The sequence below is a fragment of the Nocardioides jiangsuensis genome, assembly GCF_019679455.1.
GTDB classification, from domain to species: domain Bacteria; phylum Actinomycetota; class Actinomycetes; order Propionibacteriales; family Nocardioidaceae; genus Nocardioides_C; species Nocardioides_C jiangsuensis.
The window spans coordinates 788,455-802,949 of record NZ_JAIEZQ010000001.1 but is presented as its reverse complement, the minus strand read 5'-3'; the positions used below and the strand labels follow the sequence as shown (position 1 = coordinate 802,949).

Sequence of the window (14,495 nt, the reverse complement as noted above, 5' to 3'; positions counted from 1 at the left end):
CCCCTTGCGTTATCCCCTATGACAAGAGTTGAGTTGAACCCACTCAGGTTGTTTGACAGACTCACGTCGACGAGCGCAGCATCGCTCTCGTCCCCGACTCTGAAGCAGAGCAAACCCCCGTCAGCCCGGCGGGATGATCCGTGGAGGTAGAACACATGGCACGCGCGGTCGGCATCGACCTGGGCACGACGAACTCCGTCGTCTCCGTCCTCGAGGGTGGCGAACCCACCGTCATCGCAAACGCAGAAGGTGCACGTACGACCCCGTCCGTTGTCGCCTTCGCCAAGAGCGGCGAGGTCCTCGTCGGTGAGGTGGCCAAGCGCCAGGCCGTCACCAACGTCGACCGGACCATCCGCTCCGTCAAGCGCCACATGGGCACCGACTGGAAGACCAAGATCGACGACAAGGACTTCACGCCGCAGCAGATCTCGGCGTTCGTCCTGCAGAAGCTCAAGCGCGACGCCGAGGCGTACCTCGGCGAGACCGTCACCGACGCGGTGATCACGGTCCCGGCGTACTTCTCCGACGCGCAGCGCCAGGCCACCAAGGAGGCCGGTGAGATCGCGGGCCTCAACGTGTCCCGCATCGTCAACGAGCCGACCGCGGCGGCGCTGGCCTACGGCCTCGACAAGGAGAGCGACCAGACCATCCTGGTCTTCGACCTCGGTGGCGGCACGTTCGACGTGTCCCTGCTCGAGATCGGCGACGGCGTGGTCGAGGTGAAGGCCACCTCCGGTGACAACCACCTCGGTGGTGACGACTGGGACGCCCGGATCGTCGACTGGATGGTCAAGAAGTTCAAGGCCAGCAACAACGTGGACCTCGGCGCGGACAAGATCGCCCGCCAGCGTCTGCAGGAGGCTGCCGAGAAGGCCAAGATCGAGCTCTCCTCCTCCAGCGAGACCACGATCCACCTGCCTTACATCACCCACTCCGAGTCCGGCCCGCTCCACTTCGAGGAGAAGCTGACCCGCTCCGAGTTCCAGCGGCTGACCACGGACCTGCTCGACCGGACCAAGTCGCCGTTCAAGCAGGTGCTCAAGGACGCCGGCCAGGACGTGGCGAAGATCGACCACGTGATCATGGTCGGCGGCTCGACCCGGATGCCGGCCGTGACCGACCTGGTCAAGGAGCTGCTCGGCGGCAAGGAGCCCAACAAGGGCGTCAACCCGGACGAGGTCGTCGCCGTCGGCGCCGCCCTGCAGGCCGGTGTGCTCAAGGGTGAGGTCAAGGACGTCCTGCTGCTCGACGTGACCCCGCTGTCGCTGGGCATCGAGACCAAGGGCGGCGTGATGACCAAGCTCATCGAGCGCAACACCACGATCCCGACCAAGCGGTCCGAGGTGTTCACCACCGCCGACGACAACCAGCCCTCGGTGCAGATCCAGGTCTACCAGGGCGAGCGTCAGATGGCGGCGCAGAACCAGCCGCTCGGCAACTTCGAGCTGACCGGCCTGCCGCCGGCCCCGCGCGGCGTGCCGCAGATCGAGGTCACCTTCGACATCGACGCCAACGGCATCGTGCACGTGTCCGCCAAGGACCGGGGCACCGGCCGCGAGCAGTCGATGACGATCACCGGTGGCTCGGCGCTGTCCAAGGAGGACATCGACAAGATGGTCCGGGACGCCGAGCAGTACGCCGAGGAGGACCGTCAGCGTCGCGAGGCCGTGGAGACCCGCAACCAGGCGGAGACCCTGGTCTACACGACCGAGAAGTTCCTGTCCGAGAACGGCGACAAGATCCCGGCCGAGGTCAAGACCGAGGTCGAGGCCGACGTCGAGGCGCTCAAGACGCTGCTCGAGTCCGAGGAGACCGACAAGGACTCCCTGGAGGCGGCCGCCAAGAAGCTCGGTGAGTCCAGCCAGAAGATGGGCGCCGCGATGTACGCCGCCGGCGAGTCCGACGCGGCCGCCGCGGGCGGTGCCACGGGCACGGGCGACAGCGACGAGGACGTCGTCGACGCCGAGATCGTCGACGAGGACACCGACGACGGGAACGAGAGCAAGTGACCCCTGCCGAGAACCAGGGCCCCGGGTCCGACCAGGACACGGCTCCGGTGACCGAGGGTGGGGAGCCGCAGGAGACTGCGGCTCCCGCCCCCGGCGGGGCCGCTCCCGGCCGCCACGCCGCGGAGCCCCCGGCCGCCGAGCCCGGCAACGCCGAGTCCGGCGCCGCCGGTCCCGACGGAGCCAACGGGTCCGACACCGAGATGACCGACGACCTCGCCAAGGCGCAGCAGGACCTGGTCGAGCTGACCACCGACCTGAAGCGGCTCCAGGCGGAGTACGTCAACTACAAGCGGCGGGTCGACCGTGACCGCGAGCTGGTGAAGCAGAACGCGCAGTACTCCGTGCTGTCCGGGCTGCTCCCCGTGCTCGACGACATCGACCGGGCGCGCGAGCACGGCGAGGTCGAGGGCGGCTTCAAGGCCGTCGCCGACTCGCTCGAGCGGATCGTGCTCGGTCTGGGTCTGGAGAAGTTCGGCAGCCCGGGCGACGAGTTCGACCCGAACCTGCACGAGGCGCTCATGCACGCGCACTCGCCGGACGTCACCACGACGACCTGCCAGAACATCATCCAGGCCGGCTACCGCATCGGCGAGCGCGTCGTCCGCCCCGCGCGGGTGACCGTCGTCGACCCGGAGCCGGCCGGGGACCAGTAGGCAGACACGCGGGAAGGGAGGTGCGCGCATGACGAACGCCGACTGGGCGGGCAAGGACTTCTACAAGACGCTGGGCGTCGCCAAGGACGCGTCCGCTGCGGACATCAAGAAGGCGTACCGCACGCTTGCGCGCGCCAACCACCCCGACTCCCACCCCGGGGACAAGGCGGCGGAGGAGCGGTTCAAGGCGATCGCCGAGGCGTACGACGTCGTCGGTGACGCCGAGAAGCGCAAGCAGTACGACGACCTCCGCACCTACGGCGGCGGGTTCGGCCCGTTCACGGGCCAGCCCACCGGCGCGGGGAGCGGCCAGCCGTTCGACATCAACGACTTCCTCGGCGGCATGGGTGGTAGCGGCGGCGGCGCCGGTGGCGGCCTCGGCGACCTCTTCGGCGGCATGTTCGGCGGCGGGGGCGGCGGACGTACCCGGCAGTCGGCACCCCGCCGCGGCCAGGACATCGAGACCGACGCCACGATCAGCTTCACCGACGCGATCGAGGGCGTCACCGTCTCGCTGAGGCTCTCCTCCGACGCGCCCTGCCCGGACTGCTCGGGCACCGGCGCCCGGGCGGGCACCGTGCCGCGGGTCTGCCCGCAGTGCGAGGGGGTCGGCATGGTCGCCGCCTCCGTGGGCGGGGCGTTCACGATGAACGAGACCTGCCCGGGCTGCCGCGGCCGCGGGCTCGTCGTCGACGACCCCTGCCCGACCTGCCACGGCTCCGGCCGCGGCACCTCCTCGCGGACCATCTCCGCGCGCATCCCCGCGGGCGTCAAGGACGGCCAGCGGATCCGGCTGCGCGGCAAGGGCGCGAGCGGGGAGCGGGGCGGACCTCCCGGCGACCTCTACGTCAACGTCAAGGTGTCCGGGCACGCGCTGTTCGGCCGCAAGGGCGACAACCTCACCCTCGAGGTGCCGGTGTCGTTCGCGGAGGCCGCGCTCGGCGCCGACATCAAGGTCCCCACGCTGGCTGGCGCGCCGGTCACGGTGAAGATCCCGGCCGGGACCCCCAACGGCAGGACCTTCCGGGTCCGCGGGCGCGGCGTGCAGCGCAAGGACGGCCACAAGGGCGACCTGCTCGTGACCGTCGACGTGCACGTGCCCGCCGTGCTCAACGACAGGCAGCGCGCCGCGGTGGAGGCGTACCGCGAGGCCTCTGCCGCGGCCGACCTGCGCAGCAACCTGTTCGCCGGAGGCTCACGATGAGTTCCACCGCCGGGCGCTCCGGGGCCCCGGGCCCCGAGGTTCCCGTCTACGTCATCTCGGTCGCCGCCGAGCTGACCGGGCTGCACCCGCAGACCCTGCGCGCCTACGACCGGATGGGCCTGGTCCGCCCGGGCCGCACCGGCGGCGGCGGGCGCCGCTACTCCTGGCGGGACATCGAGCTGCTCCGCGAGGTCGCGCAGCTCACCGCCACCGGCATCGGTCTCGAGGGCGTCAAACGCATCCTCGACCTCGAGAACCAGGTCACCGCTCTGCAGATGCGCGTCGCAGAGCTCGAGGACGAGCTGGCCGCCACGCAGTACGCGCTGCGCCGGTCGGTCGAGAACACCAGGAGCCAGAACCTTCCCGCCCTGCGCACCGGCAACCAGGCCGTGACCGTGTGGCGCCGAGGTCTGATGTAAAGGGACGCACCATGGACGCATCGAAGTTCACCACCCGTAGCCAAGAGGCCATCAACACCGCGATCCAGACCGCCGCCGCCGCCGGCCACGCCCAGGTCGAGGCGGTCCACCTGCTCGCCGCGCTGCTCGCGCAGCCGGACGGCATCGCGCGCCCGCTGTTCGAGGCCGCCGGGGTCCAGCCGACCCAGGTCATCTCCGGCATCGAGGCCGAGCTGAAGCGGCTCCCGGCCGCGTCCGGCACGACCGTCGCCGCGCCGTCGTACTCCCGGGCCGCCCTCCAGATCCTCAGCGTGGCCACCGAGACCGCCGGGGAGATGAAGGACGACTACGTCTCCACCGAGCACATGCTCATCGCCGCCGCGACCGTCGACAGCCCCGCCTCCCGGATCCTCGCCGAGGCGGGCGCGACCGCCGACGCGCTGCGCGGCGCGCTCTCCAGCGTCCGTGGCAGTGCCCGGGTGACCAGCCAGGACGCCGAGGCCACCTACCAGTCGCTCGAGAAGTACGCCGTCGACCTCACCGCGGGCGCCGCCGAGGGCAAGCTCGACCCGGTCATCGGCCGCGACGCCGAGATCCGCCGCGTGGTGCAGGTGCTCTCGCGGCGCACCAAGAACAACCCGGTCCTCATCGGCGAGCCCGGCGTCGGCAAGACCGCCGTCGTCGAGGGGCTCGCCCAGCGCGTCGTCGACGGGGACGTCCCCGAGTCGCTCAAGGGCCGCAAGGTGCTCTCGCTCGACCTCGCCGCGATGGTCGCCGGCGCGAAGTACCGCGGCGAGTTCGAGGAGCGGCTCAAGGCGGTGCTCCAGGAGATCAAGGACTCCGAGGGTCAGATCATCACCTTCATCGACGAGCTGCACACGGTCGTCGGCGCGGGCGCCGGCGGCGACTCCGCGATGGACGCCGGCAACATGCTCAAGCCGATGCTGGCCCGCGGCGAGCTGCGGATGATCGGCGCCACCACGCTCGACGAGTACCGCGAGCGGATCGAGAAGGACCCCGCCCTAGAGCGGCGCTTCCAGCAGGTCTTCGTAGGCGAGCCGTCGGTGGAGGACACCGTGGCGATCCTGCGCGGCCTGCAGGAAAAGTACGAGGCGCACCACGGGGTGAAGATCACCGACCAGGCCCTCGTGGCGGCCGCGATGCTGTCGGACCGGTACATCACCGGACGGCAGCTGCCCGACAAGGCGATCGACCTCGTCGACGAGGCGGCGTCCCGGCTCCGGATGGAGATCGAGTCCAGCCCGGTCGAGCTCGACCAGCTGCGTCGCCAGGTCGACCGGATGAGGATGGAGGAGCTCGCGCTCGAGCGCGAGACCGACGAGGCCTCCCGGGACCGGCTCGAGAAGCTGCGTGCGGAGATGGCCGACCGGGAGGAGGAGCTCCGCGGCCTGGAGGCCCGCTGGGAGCGCGAGAAGACGGCGCTCGAGGGCTCGGGCGAGCTGCGCAAGCGGATCGACCAGCTGCGCAGCGAGGCGGACCGGTTCCAGCGCGAGGGCGACCTGGCGAAGGCCAGCGAGATCCTCTACGGCCAGATCCCGGCGCTGGAGATGCAGATCGTGGCCGCCGAGGAGGCGGAGGTGATCGAGAACCCGCTGGTCCGGGAGGCCGTCGGCCCCGAGGAGATCGCCGAGGTCGTCGAGGCCTGGACGGGGATCCCCACCGGACGGCTGCTCGAGGGGGAGACCGCCAAGCTCCTGCACATGGAGGAGGTCATCGGCAAGCGGCTGATCGGCCAGCAGTCCGCGGTCGCGGCCGTCTCCGACGCGGTCCGCCGCTCACGTGCGGGCATCTCCGACCCGAACCGGCCCACCGGCTCGTTCCTCTTCCTCGGTCCGACCGGCGTGGGAAAGACCGAGCTCGCCAAGTCGCTGGCGGACTTCCTCTTCGACGACGAGCGGGCGATCGTCCGGATCGACATGAGCGAGTACTCCGAGAAGCACAGCGTGGCGCGACTGGTGGGGGCACCTCCCGGCTACGTCGGCTACGAGGAGGGCGGCCAGCTCACCGAGGCGGTCCGCCGCCGGCCGTACTCCGTGGTGCTCCTCGACGAGGTCGAGAAGGCGCACCCCGAGGTCTTCGACATCCTGCTCCAGGTGCTCGACGACGGCCGGCTCACCGACGGCCAGGGCCGCACCGTCGACTTCCGCAACACCCTGCTGATCCTCACCTCGAACCTCGGCTCGCACTACCTGGTGGACCCGACCATCGACCCGGAGAAGAAGCGTGACTCGGTGATGGCGGTCGTCCGGCAGTCGTTCAAGCCCGAGTTCTTGAACCGACTCGACGAGATCGTCATGTTCGACGCGCTCAGCGAGGAGCAGCTCTCGCACATCGTCGACCTGCAGATCGCCGAGCTGAACCGCCGCCTGGCGGTGCGCCGGATCCAGGTGACCGTCACCGAGGCCGCGCACGGCTGGCTGAGCCGCACCGGCTACGACCCGGCGTACGGCGCCCGCCCGCTGCGCCGGCTCGTCCAGACCGCCATCGGCGACCCGCTGGCCCGGCTGCTGCTCGCCGGGCAGGTGCTCGACGGCAGCGAGGTCGTGGTCGACGTGTCCGAGTCCGGCGAGGGGCTGAGCCTGCAGACGAGGTCGGCTGCGGCGGCGTGACCCGGGCGCTGGTCTCGCGTGATGGAATGGGCCCATGAGTGAGCCGAAGCCGAGCGCCCGCCCCAGCCAGGTCACGATGGCCGGGTGGATCGCCGCCGCCGGGTCGGCCCTGCTGGTCCTGACCGTGCTCGACGCGATGTCCCGGCTGCGGTCGGTCGAGATGCGCGACAGCATCGACGAGTTCCTGGCCAGGCCGCCCGGCAACGGCCTCGGGCTCGAGAGCGGCCAGGTGGTGGAGCTTCTCCGCTGGATGATGATGTTCAGCGGAGCCGCGTCCGCCGCGGCGACCGTGCTGGCCATCTACGTCCTGCAGGGCCACCGTGCCGCGCGGATCGGCTTCACCGTGCTCGCCGTGCTGATCGTGCTGACCTCCCCGGTCTCCGGCGGGGTGCTGCCGATGATGATCGCGTTCGCGGCCGTGATGCTGTGGACCCGCCCGGCCCGCGACTGGTTCTCCGGGACCGTGAGCACCCCCGCCCGGAAGCCCCCGAAGAAGTCCGACCAGCAGAAGGAAGGCACCGTCGTGTCCTCTGACCGCCCCGGGGAGAACCCCGCACCGCAGTGGCCGCGCATGCCCGACGAGTCCTCCGACCGGCCGGCGCCGCCGCCGACCCAGGGGTTCGGCAGCCCGCAGCAGCCCGAGCAGCAGCCCGAGCAGCCCCCGGCCGCCGGCTACCCCCCGGCCGGCCAGTACGGACAGCCGGGCCAGCAGGCCCAGCCGCCGTACGGCCAGCAGGGGCAGCCGGCGCAGCCGCAGGGGCAGTGGGCACCTCCCTACGCCCAGCAGCAGGCGCCGTACGGCCAGCAGTACGGGCAGCCCTACGGCGGTTACCCCGGCTACGGACAGGTCGACCCGGAGCGCCGTCCCCAGTCGGTGACCATCGCCTGCTGGCTGACCTGGGTGCTCTCGGCGCTCACCGTCGTGACGTTCGTGCTGATGGCCGTGGTGATGCTGTCCGCCCAGCAGCCCTTCCTCGACGCGCTGGAGCGGGACCCGAACTTCCAGGACCTCGGCGTGCGCACCGACGAGGTGATCGCGGCCCTGTGGGTGGTGGGCGCGGTCTCCGTGTTCTGGAGCGTCGCGGCGATGGTGCTGGCCTGGTTCGCCTACCGGCGGGCCAACTGGGCGCGGATCACGCTGGTCGTCTCCGCCTCGATCACCGCCCTGTTCAGCCTCGGGGCGTTCCCGGTCGGCCTGCTGCACACGATGGGCGCGATCGCGACCGTGGCGCTGCTCTTCACCGGCGGCGCGAACCAGTGGTACTCCCGCCGGAACCGGCCAGGTGGCCACGGCTACCCCGGGTACGGCGGCCAGCCCGGACAGCAGGGCCAGCCCGGACAGCAGGGGCAGCCGGGACAGCAGCCCGGCCAGCCGCCGTACGGCGACCAGCAGGAGCCGCGCAAGAACGTCTGGTGAGCCGGACCGTTCAGGCGTAGAGGTCGGCCGCGGCCAGCCGGCGAAGCCCCTCGTCGACGACGGCCCGGTCCTTGCAGAACGCCCAGCGCACCTTGTGCCGGCCCTCGTCGGCGTCGTCGTAGAAGAACTGCGACGGGATCGCGACCACGCCGGCGCGCTCGGGCAGGGCCAGGCAGAACTCCAGGCCGTCGGCGTACCCGTAGCGCCGCACGTCGGTGGTGACGAAGTAGGTGCCCTCGGGGACCCACACGTCCACGTCGAGCGAGCGCAGCCCATCGCAGAGCAGGTCGCGCTTGTCCTGCAGCTCGGCGGCGAGCCGGCCGTAGAAGGCGCTCTCCTTGGTCAGCGCGTAGGCGATCGCCGGCTGCAGCGGGGCGCCGGAGCTGAACGTGAGCCACTGCTTCGCCGACTCCACGGCGCGCACCAGCGACGCGGGCCCGGTCACCCAGCCGACCTTCCAGCCCGTGAACGAGAACGTCTTGCCGGCGCTGGAGATGGACACCGTGCGGTCCCACATCCCGTCGAGCGTGCAGAGCGGGACGTGTGCCCGGTCGTCGAAGACGAGGTGCTCGTAGACCTCGTCGGTGATCACCACCAGGTCGTGCTCGCGGGCCACCGCGGCGATCGCCTCGAGCTCGTTCCGGTCGAGGACGGTCCCGGTCGGGTTGTGCGGGGAGTTCACCAGGACGGCGGTGGTCCGGTCCGTCACCGCGGCGCGGAGCTCGTCGACGTCGAGCCGGAAGTCGGGCGAGCGCAGGGTCACCGGACGGCGTACGCCCCCGGCCATCTGGATGGTCGCGACGTAGGAGTCGTAGAACGGCTCGAGCACGACGACCTCGTCGCCGGGGTTCACGAACGCGAGGATCGCCGCCGCGATCGCCTCGGTGGCGCCGGTGGTGACGAGCACCTCCCGCGTCGGGTCGAGCTCGACGCCGTAGTGCGCGGCCTGGTGCTGCGCGACCGCCTCCCGCAGCTCGGGGACCCCCGCACCGGGGGCGTACTGGTTGCGGCCCTCGCGCAGCGCGGCCACCGCGGCCTCGACGACGGAGGCCGGCCCGTCCTGGTCGGGGAACCCCTGCCCCAGGTTGAGCGCGCCGGTGCGCACGGCGAGCGCCGACATCTCCGAGAAGATCGTCGGCGGGATGCCCTGCAGTCGGCTGGCCATCCTCGGGTCCGGGTCGATTGCTGCCATAGCGCCGACTGTAGTAGCCGGTTTCGGTCACACTGTTCGGGTGACCCAGGAGACCGCCACCGCCGCCCCCGAGGACAGCGCCGCGCCGGAGCGCCGGCGCCGCCGCGGGGCCGCGTTCTGGGTGGGTCTCGCCCTCGTGCTCGGGGGACTGGGGATGCTGGGGTACGTCGCCTGGCAGTTCTACGGCACCAACATCGTCTCGCGGCAGCACCAGGAGCGGGTCGTCGGCGAGCTCCAGGAGCAGTGGCGCGTGGCCGAGGCCGGCACGATCGACGCCAGGCCCGAGCGGCTGAAGCTCGGTGATGCGTCCGCTCTGATCCGGATCCCGGCCTTCGGCGACGACTACGTGGTGCCGGTGCTCGAGGGCATCGGCGACGCCGAGCTGGCCTCCGGCTACGGCCACTTCCCCGACAGCGCCGACCCGGGCCGGCGGGGCAACTACGCGCTCGCGGCGCACCGGGTCACCCACGGCGAGCCGCTGCGCGACATGCCCGAGCTGCGGCCCGGCGACGAGGTGGTCGTGGAGACCCGCGACGCGGTCTACACCTACGAGCTCGACACCGACCCCAACGACCTGATCGTCACCTTCGAGGAGATCTGGGTGGTCGACCGGCTGCCGCGCAACCCCGACGGCGGCACCGAGCCCCCGTCGCAGGAGCCGGGGCAGCGGCTGATCACGCTGACCACCTGCGCGGAGCTGTTCCACACCGACAACCGGATGATCGCCTTCGGCCACCTCGTGGACACCGAGCGGAAGTGACCCCCGGGGCCACTGGCTAGAGTCGCCTCCCATGAGCCACCGCGACGCACTCCTCGAGCAGATCAAGGACAAGGCCGTCGTGCACGGCCGGGTCACCCTCTCCTCCGGCAAGGAGGCCGACTACTACGTCGACCTGCGCCGGGTCACCCTCGACGCGCAGGCCGCACCCCTTGTCGGCCGGGTCATGCTCGACCTCACCCGGGACCGGGAGTACGACGCCGTGGGCGGGTTGACCCTCGGGGCGGACCCGGTCGCCCTCTCCATGCTGCACGCCGCGGCCGCCGAGGGGCGCGAGCTCGACGCGTTCGTGGTGCGCAAGGCGGAGAAGACCCACGGCATGCAGCGCCGCATCGAGGGGCCCGACGTCCGCGGCCGCCGTGTCCTCGCGGTGGAGGACACCTCCACCACCGGCGGTTCCGTGCTGACCGCGGTCGAGGCGCTGCGCGAGGCGGGCGCGGAGGTCGTGGGGGTCGCGGTCATCGTGGACCGCGGCACCGGCGCCAAGGAGCGGGTCGAGTCCGAAGGCTGCGAGTACGTCTACGCCTACGGTCTCGAGGAGCTCGGCCTCGCCTGACCGTCAGACCGGGGCGTCCATCGACTCGCCCCGGCGCTCGGGGAGGCCCCAGGCCGCCCCCGCGGCGAGCAGGAAGAACCCGGCGAACACCGTGAAGACGAGCACGTTGTCGCCGCCCTCGCTCAGCAGGGGCACGGACAGCGGGGCCAGGATCGACGCGATCCGGCCGAACCCGGCGGCCCAGCCGGACCCGGTCGCCCGCATCGCGGTCGGGTAGACCTCGGGCGTGACGGCGTACAGCGCGCCCCAGGCGCCCAGGTTGAAGAACGACAGCGCCATCCCGACGGCCACCATCGTCGTCGTGCTGTCGGCGGTGCCGAAGACGACGGCGGAGCCCGCCGACCCGGCCAGGAACACCGAGAGGGTCGGCCGCCGTCCCCAGACCTCCACCAGCACCGCGGCGAGCGCGTAGCCGGGCAGCTGCGCCAGCGTGATCACGAGCGTGTAGCCGAACGAGCGGACCAGGTCGAGGCCGGAGGCCACCAGCAGCGACGGCAGCCAGATGAACGCGCCGTAGTACGAGAAGTTCACCCCGAACCAGACCGCCCACAGGCTCGCGGTGCGCAGCCGGGTGCCCGCCTGCCACAGTGCCGCCGGCCCGGGCGCGGGTGCCGCGGCGTGGGTCGCGGTCACGGGCTCGACCGGTGGGGTGACCCCGGCGGACTCCTCGAACCGCCGGACCACCGCCTCCGCCTCGGCGTCGCGGCCGCGCAGCTCGAGGAAGCGGACCGACTCGGGCAGGCCGAACCGGACGACGGCGGCGTAGACGGCGGGTACGGCGCCCAGCGCGAGCGCCCAGCGCCAGCCGGAGTCCGAGGTGGGGACGACGAGGTAGCCGATCAGCGCCGCCAGCACCCAGCCGACCGCCCAGAACGACTCGAGCGCGACCACGACCCGGCCGCGGATCCGGGCCGGGGCGAACTCGCTGACCAGGGTGGCGGCGACCGGCAGCTCGGCGCCGAGCCCGAGGCCGATCACGAAGCGGAAGACCAGCAGCGAGGCCACCGACCAGGACAGGGCGGCCGCGCCCGTGGCGAGGCCGTAGACGAGCAGGGTGACGGCGAAGACCTGGCGGCGTCCGACCCGGTCCGCGAGGAGCCCGCCGAGCCCGGCCCCGACGGCCATCCCGGCGAAGCCGATCGAGCCGACCAGGGAGAGCGTGGTGTCGTCGAGACCCCACTGAGCGGCGAGCGCCGCCATCACGAAGCTGATCAGCCCGACGTCCATGGCGTCGAGGGCCCAGCCGGCCCCCGACCCGACGACGAGCCGGCCGTGCCGGCGGGTGAACGGGAGGCGGTCCAGCCGCTGGCTCCTGCTGAGCGCGGGGCCCACCGAGGTCGTCATGCGCGTGTCGGGGTCAGCCGTTGGTGTCGCGGCGGATGTCCTCGCGCTCGACGGTGGCCCGCTCGTGCGGCTCGTCGTACCGCTCGTCGCGCTTCCGCGAGCGTTCGCGGAGCACCTCGACGATCATGGGGATGATCGAGACGAAGACGATCAGCAGAGCGATCAGGTCGATGTTGTCCTTGATGAAGGAGATGTTCCCGAGCCAGAAGCCGAGCAGCGTGATGCCGGTGCCCCAGAGCACCGCGCCGATCGCGGAGTAGGTCGCGAAGCGCGTGAACGGCATCCGGCCGACGCCGGCGGCCATGGTGATGAAGGTGCGCACGATCGGGACGAAGCGCGCGAGCACGATGGCGCGGTTGCCGTACCGGTCGAAGAACGCGTAGGTCTTGTCGACGTACTCCTGCTTGAACAGCCGCGCGTCGGGCTTGCTGAACAGCGCGGGCCCGATCTTGTAGCCGATGCCGTAACCCACGACGTTGCCCAGCCAGGCGGCGACCGAGATCAGGATGCAGGCCAGCCAGATCGGGGTGCTGATCCACTGGTTGGCGATGAAGAGCCCGGCGACGAACAGCAGCGAGTCGCCCGGGAGGAGCGCGAACAGCCCGCACTCGGCGAAGATGATGAACAGCAGACCCCAGAACGCGTAGGGGTCCATCGCCGTCAAGAGCTTCTCGGGGTCGAGCCAGTCGATGCCCAGCAGCTGGACGTGGACGAGCATCGGCAGGAGATCAGTCACCGGCACAGCCTAACCGGCGGGGTCGAGCGCTTCCGGCGGCCGTCGGCGGCTCACCCGGCCTGGCCTAGCATCGTCGCGTGCCCGAGACCCCCGCTGCCGAGAGCCCGGAGGCCGCCCAGACCGCCGAGAGCGACGAGCGGCGCGCGCCGTACGACCCGATGCCGCACGGCCCCGCCGAGGTGGGCGTCGGCCCCTGGGTGGGCGCCTGGCCGGAGGGGGAGCAGTACGACGAGCGGCTGCTCGCCGAGGGGGACCGGCGCAACGTCGTGGACCGGTACCGGTACTGGACCCTCGAGGCGATCGTCGCCGACCTCGACACCCGCCGCCACGACTTCCACGTGGCCATCGAGAACTGGCAGCACGACTTCAACATCGGGACCATCGTGCGCACGGCCAACGCGTTCCTCGCCCGCGAGGTGCACATCGTCGGCAGGCGCCGCTGGAACCGGCGCGGCGCCATGGTCACCGACCGGTACCAGCACATCCGGCACCACGAGACGCCCGAGGACCTCGCGGGGTACCTCCACGACCAGGGCGTGGTGCTGCTCGGCGTCGACAACCTGCCCGGCTCGCGGTCGATCGAGGCGATGGAGCTGCCCCGACGGTGCGCGCTGCTCTTCGGGCAGGAGGGGCCGGGGCTCTCGGAGCAGGCGCGCGAGGCGTGCGACGGCACCTTCTCCATCGCGCAGTTCGGGTCGACCCGGTCGATCAACGCCTCCGCGGCCGCGGCGATCGCGATGCACACCTGGGTCCGGCAGCACGCCGACCTCGCCGCCGAGCACTCCTGGCGCGGCTAGCAGTCCACCTCGAACAGCAGCTCCTGGGTGTCGACGTCCACGCCGACCGCCTGCTTGTCGACGGTGACGGGGTCGCAGTCGAGGACCACCACCGCGCACACCGTGGAGCGGCCGGTGCGCTCGACGTAGGCGGGGTCCCAGCTGACCACCTCGTCGCCGGCGCGCACGTGGTCCCGCTCGTGGGCGATCAGGTGGAACCCCTCACCCTGCATGTGCACGGTGTCGACGCCGAGGTGCACGAGCACCGCGTGGCCCTCCTCGTCCACGACCACGAACGCGTGGGGGTGGAGCTTGGCCAGCGTCCCGGAGATCGGGGCGACCGCGGTCTGGGTGCCGTCGCGGGGACGGATCGCCACGCCGGGGCCGACCAGTCCCTTGGCGAAGACCGGGTCGGGGATGTCGCGGACGGCGAGGCTGTGGCCCGCCACCGGCGACAGGACCCGGAGCATCAGAGGAGGTCCTCGATATCGCTCGCGATCGTGTCCGCCTCGGGCCCCACCACGACCTGCACCCAGGACCCGGTCCGCATCACGCCGTGCACCCCGGCCGCCTTGAGCATCGTCGTGTCGACCAGCGCCGCGTCGGCCACCTCGGTGCGCAGGCGCGTGATGCAGGCCTCGATCTCGACGATGTTGGCCCGGCCGCCGAGACCCGCGATGATCTGCTCTGCTTGGCTCATGAAGGCATTGAACCACTGGGGGCGAAGGTACGGCGCTGCGCGCCGCGCTTGACACCCGGAGTCGGGGAAACCAGCCTCAAAGGGACGAACACCGAACGGGGG

The 14,495-nt window shown here is 71.6% G+C and carries 14 protein-coding genes; 9 read left to right on the top strand and 5 right to left on the bottom strand.

Annotated features, from left to right (window positions below):
- Nucleotides 1-155: 155 nt before the first annotated feature.
- From dnaK to K1X13_RS03760, 6 genes are read left to right on the top strand one after another with little or no spacing between them, the layout of a single operon-like run.
- Nucleotides 156-2,009, top strand: coding sequence for a molecular chaperone DnaK (dnaK, locus tag K1X13_RS03785; RefSeq protein ID WP_221023675.1), 1,854 nt, complete (start codon nt 156-158; stop codon nt 2,007-2,009).
- Nucleotides 2,006-2,662, top strand: a complete 657-nt coding sequence (gene grpE, locus K1X13_RS03780; protein ID WP_308249377.1) for a nucleotide exchange factor GrpE — start codon at nt 2,006-2,008, stop codon at nt 2,660-2,662. The genes dnaK and grpE overlap by 4 nt, the downstream gene beginning before the upstream one ends.
- A gap of 28 nt (nt 2,663-2,690) precedes the next feature.
- On the top strand, nt 2,691-3,866 hold the full coding sequence (gene dnaJ, locus K1X13_RS03775; protein WP_221023674.1) for a molecular chaperone DnaJ: 1,176 nt from the start codon (nt 2,691-2,693) through the stop codon (nt 3,864-3,866).
- Nucleotides 3,863-4,285, top strand: coding sequence for a heat shock protein transcriptional repressor HspR (locus K1X13_RS03770; protein ID WP_221023673.1), 423 nt, complete (start codon nt 3,863-3,865; stop codon nt 4,283-4,285). The genes dnaJ and K1X13_RS03770 overlap by 4 nt, the downstream gene beginning before the upstream one ends.
- Before the next feature lie 11 nt (nt 4,286-4,296).
- Nucleotides 4,297-6,894, top strand: coding sequence for an ATP-dependent chaperone ClpB (gene clpB / locus K1X13_RS03765; protein WP_221023672.1), 2,598 nt, complete (start codon nt 4,297-4,299; stop codon nt 6,892-6,894).
- A gap of 34 nt (nt 6,895-6,928) precedes the next feature.
- Nucleotides 6,929-8,311: a hypothetical protein gene (locus K1X13_RS03760; protein WP_221023671.1), complete on the top strand. Its 1,383-nt coding sequence runs from the start codon at nt 6,929-6,931 to the stop codon at nt 8,309-8,311.
- A gap of 10 nt (nt 8,312-8,321) precedes the next feature.
- Here the strand turns inward: K1X13_RS03760 and K1X13_RS03755 are convergent, their stop codons facing one another.
- The gene (locus tag K1X13_RS03755; RefSeq protein WP_225914511.1) at nt 8,322-9,503 is read right to left on the bottom strand and encodes a pyridoxal phosphate-dependent aminotransferase; all 1,182 of its coding nucleotides are present in this window, start codon (nt 9,501-9,503) and stop codon (nt 8,322-8,324) included.
- A gap of 40 nt (nt 9,504-9,543) precedes the next feature.
- Between K1X13_RS03755 and K1X13_RS03750 the strand changes: the two genes are divergently transcribed.
- Together K1X13_RS03750 and pyrE are read left to right on the top strand one after the other, a co-directional pair.
- Nucleotides 9,544-10,263 carry a class E sortase gene (locus tag K1X13_RS03750; protein WP_221023670.1) on the top strand — a complete coding sequence of 240 codons (720 nt, stop codon included), beginning with the start codon at nt 9,544-9,546 and terminating at the stop codon, nt 10,261-10,263.
- Nucleotides 10,264-10,294: 31 nt separating this feature from the next.
- Nucleotides 10,295-10,837: an orotate phosphoribosyltransferase gene (gene pyrE, locus K1X13_RS03745; RefSeq protein WP_221023669.1), complete on the top strand. Its 543-nt coding sequence runs from the start codon at nt 10,295-10,297 to the stop codon at nt 10,835-10,837.
- A gap of 3 nt (nt 10,838-10,840) precedes the next feature.
- Here the strand turns inward: pyrE and K1X13_RS03740 are convergent, their stop codons facing one another.
- On the bottom strand, nt 10,841-12,181 hold the full coding sequence (locus K1X13_RS03740; RefSeq protein ID WP_221023668.1) for an MFS transporter: 1,341 nt from the start codon (nt 12,179-12,181) through the stop codon (nt 10,841-10,843).
- A gap of 13 nt (nt 12,182-12,194) precedes the next feature.
- A complete protein-coding gene (locus tag K1X13_RS03735) occupies nt 12,195-12,917 on the bottom strand; it encodes a DedA family protein (protein WP_308249376.1) in 723 nt (240 codons plus the stop codon).
- 158 nt (nt 12,918-13,075) lie between these two features.
- Here K1X13_RS03735 and K1X13_RS03730 point away from each other — a divergent pair, with 158 nt between their 5' ends.
- Nucleotides 13,076-13,714, top strand: coding sequence for a TrmH family RNA methyltransferase (locus tag K1X13_RS03730; RefSeq protein WP_221024554.1), 639 nt, complete (start codon nt 13,076-13,078; stop codon nt 13,712-13,714).
- Here the strand turns inward: K1X13_RS03730 and K1X13_RS03725 are convergent.
- Nucleotides 13,711-14,163: a PTS sugar transporter subunit IIA gene (locus tag K1X13_RS03725; protein WP_221023667.1), complete on the bottom strand. Its 453-nt coding sequence runs from the start codon at nt 14,161-14,163 to the stop codon at nt 13,711-13,713. The genes K1X13_RS03730 and K1X13_RS03725 overlap by 4 nt on opposite strands.
- Complete coding sequence (locus tag K1X13_RS03720) at nt 14,163-14,393, bottom strand: PTS sugar transporter subunit IIB (protein ID WP_221023666.1); 231 nt, start codon at nt 14,391-14,393, stop codon at nt 14,163-14,165. Before K1X13_RS03720 ends, K1X13_RS03725 begins: the two co-directional genes overlap by 1 nt.
- Nucleotides 14,394-14,495: the final 102 nt, after the last annotated feature.

Coding starts and splice junctions, on each gene's coding strand:
- clpB (WP_221023672.1), top strand. CDS start 4,297: ATGGACGCATCGAAGTTCACCACCCGTAGCCAAGAGGCCATCAACACC.
- dnaK (WP_221023675.1), top strand. CDS start 156: ATGGCACGCGCGGTCGGCATCGACCTGGGCACGACGAACTCCGTCGTC.
- K1X13_RS03760 (WP_221023671.1), top strand. CDS start 6,929: ATGAGTGAGCCGAAGCCGAGCGCCCGCCCCAGCCAGGTCACGATGGCC.
- pyrE (WP_221023669.1), top strand. CDS start 10,295: ATGAGCCACCGCGACGCACTCCTCGAGCAGATCAAGGACAAGGCCGTC.
- K1X13_RS03730 (WP_221024554.1), top strand. CDS start 13,076: ATGCCGCACGGCCCCGCCGAGGTGGGCGTCGGCCCCTGGGTGGGCGCC.
- K1X13_RS03740 (WP_221023668.1), bottom strand. CDS start 12,181: ATGACGACCTCGGTGGGCCCCGCGCTCAGCAGGAGCCAGCGGCTGGAC.
- K1X13_RS03725 (WP_221023667.1), bottom strand. CDS start 14,163: ATGCTCCGGGTCCTGTCGCCGGTGGCGGGCCACAGCCTCGCCGTCCGC.
- K1X13_RS03755 (WP_225914511.1), bottom strand. CDS start 9,503: ATGGCAGCAATCGACCCGGACCCGAGGATGGCCAGCCGACTGCAGGGC.
- K1X13_RS03770 (WP_221023673.1), top strand. CDS start 3,863: ATGAGTTCCACCGCCGGGCGCTCCGGGGCCCCGGGCCCCGAGGTTCCC.
- K1X13_RS03720 (WP_221023666.1), bottom strand. CDS start 14,393: ATGAGCCAAGCAGAGCAGATCATCGCGGGTCTCGGCGGCCGGGCCAAC.
- dnaJ (WP_221023674.1), top strand. CDS start 2,691: ATGACGAACGCCGACTGGGCGGGCAAGGACTTCTACAAGACGCTGGGC.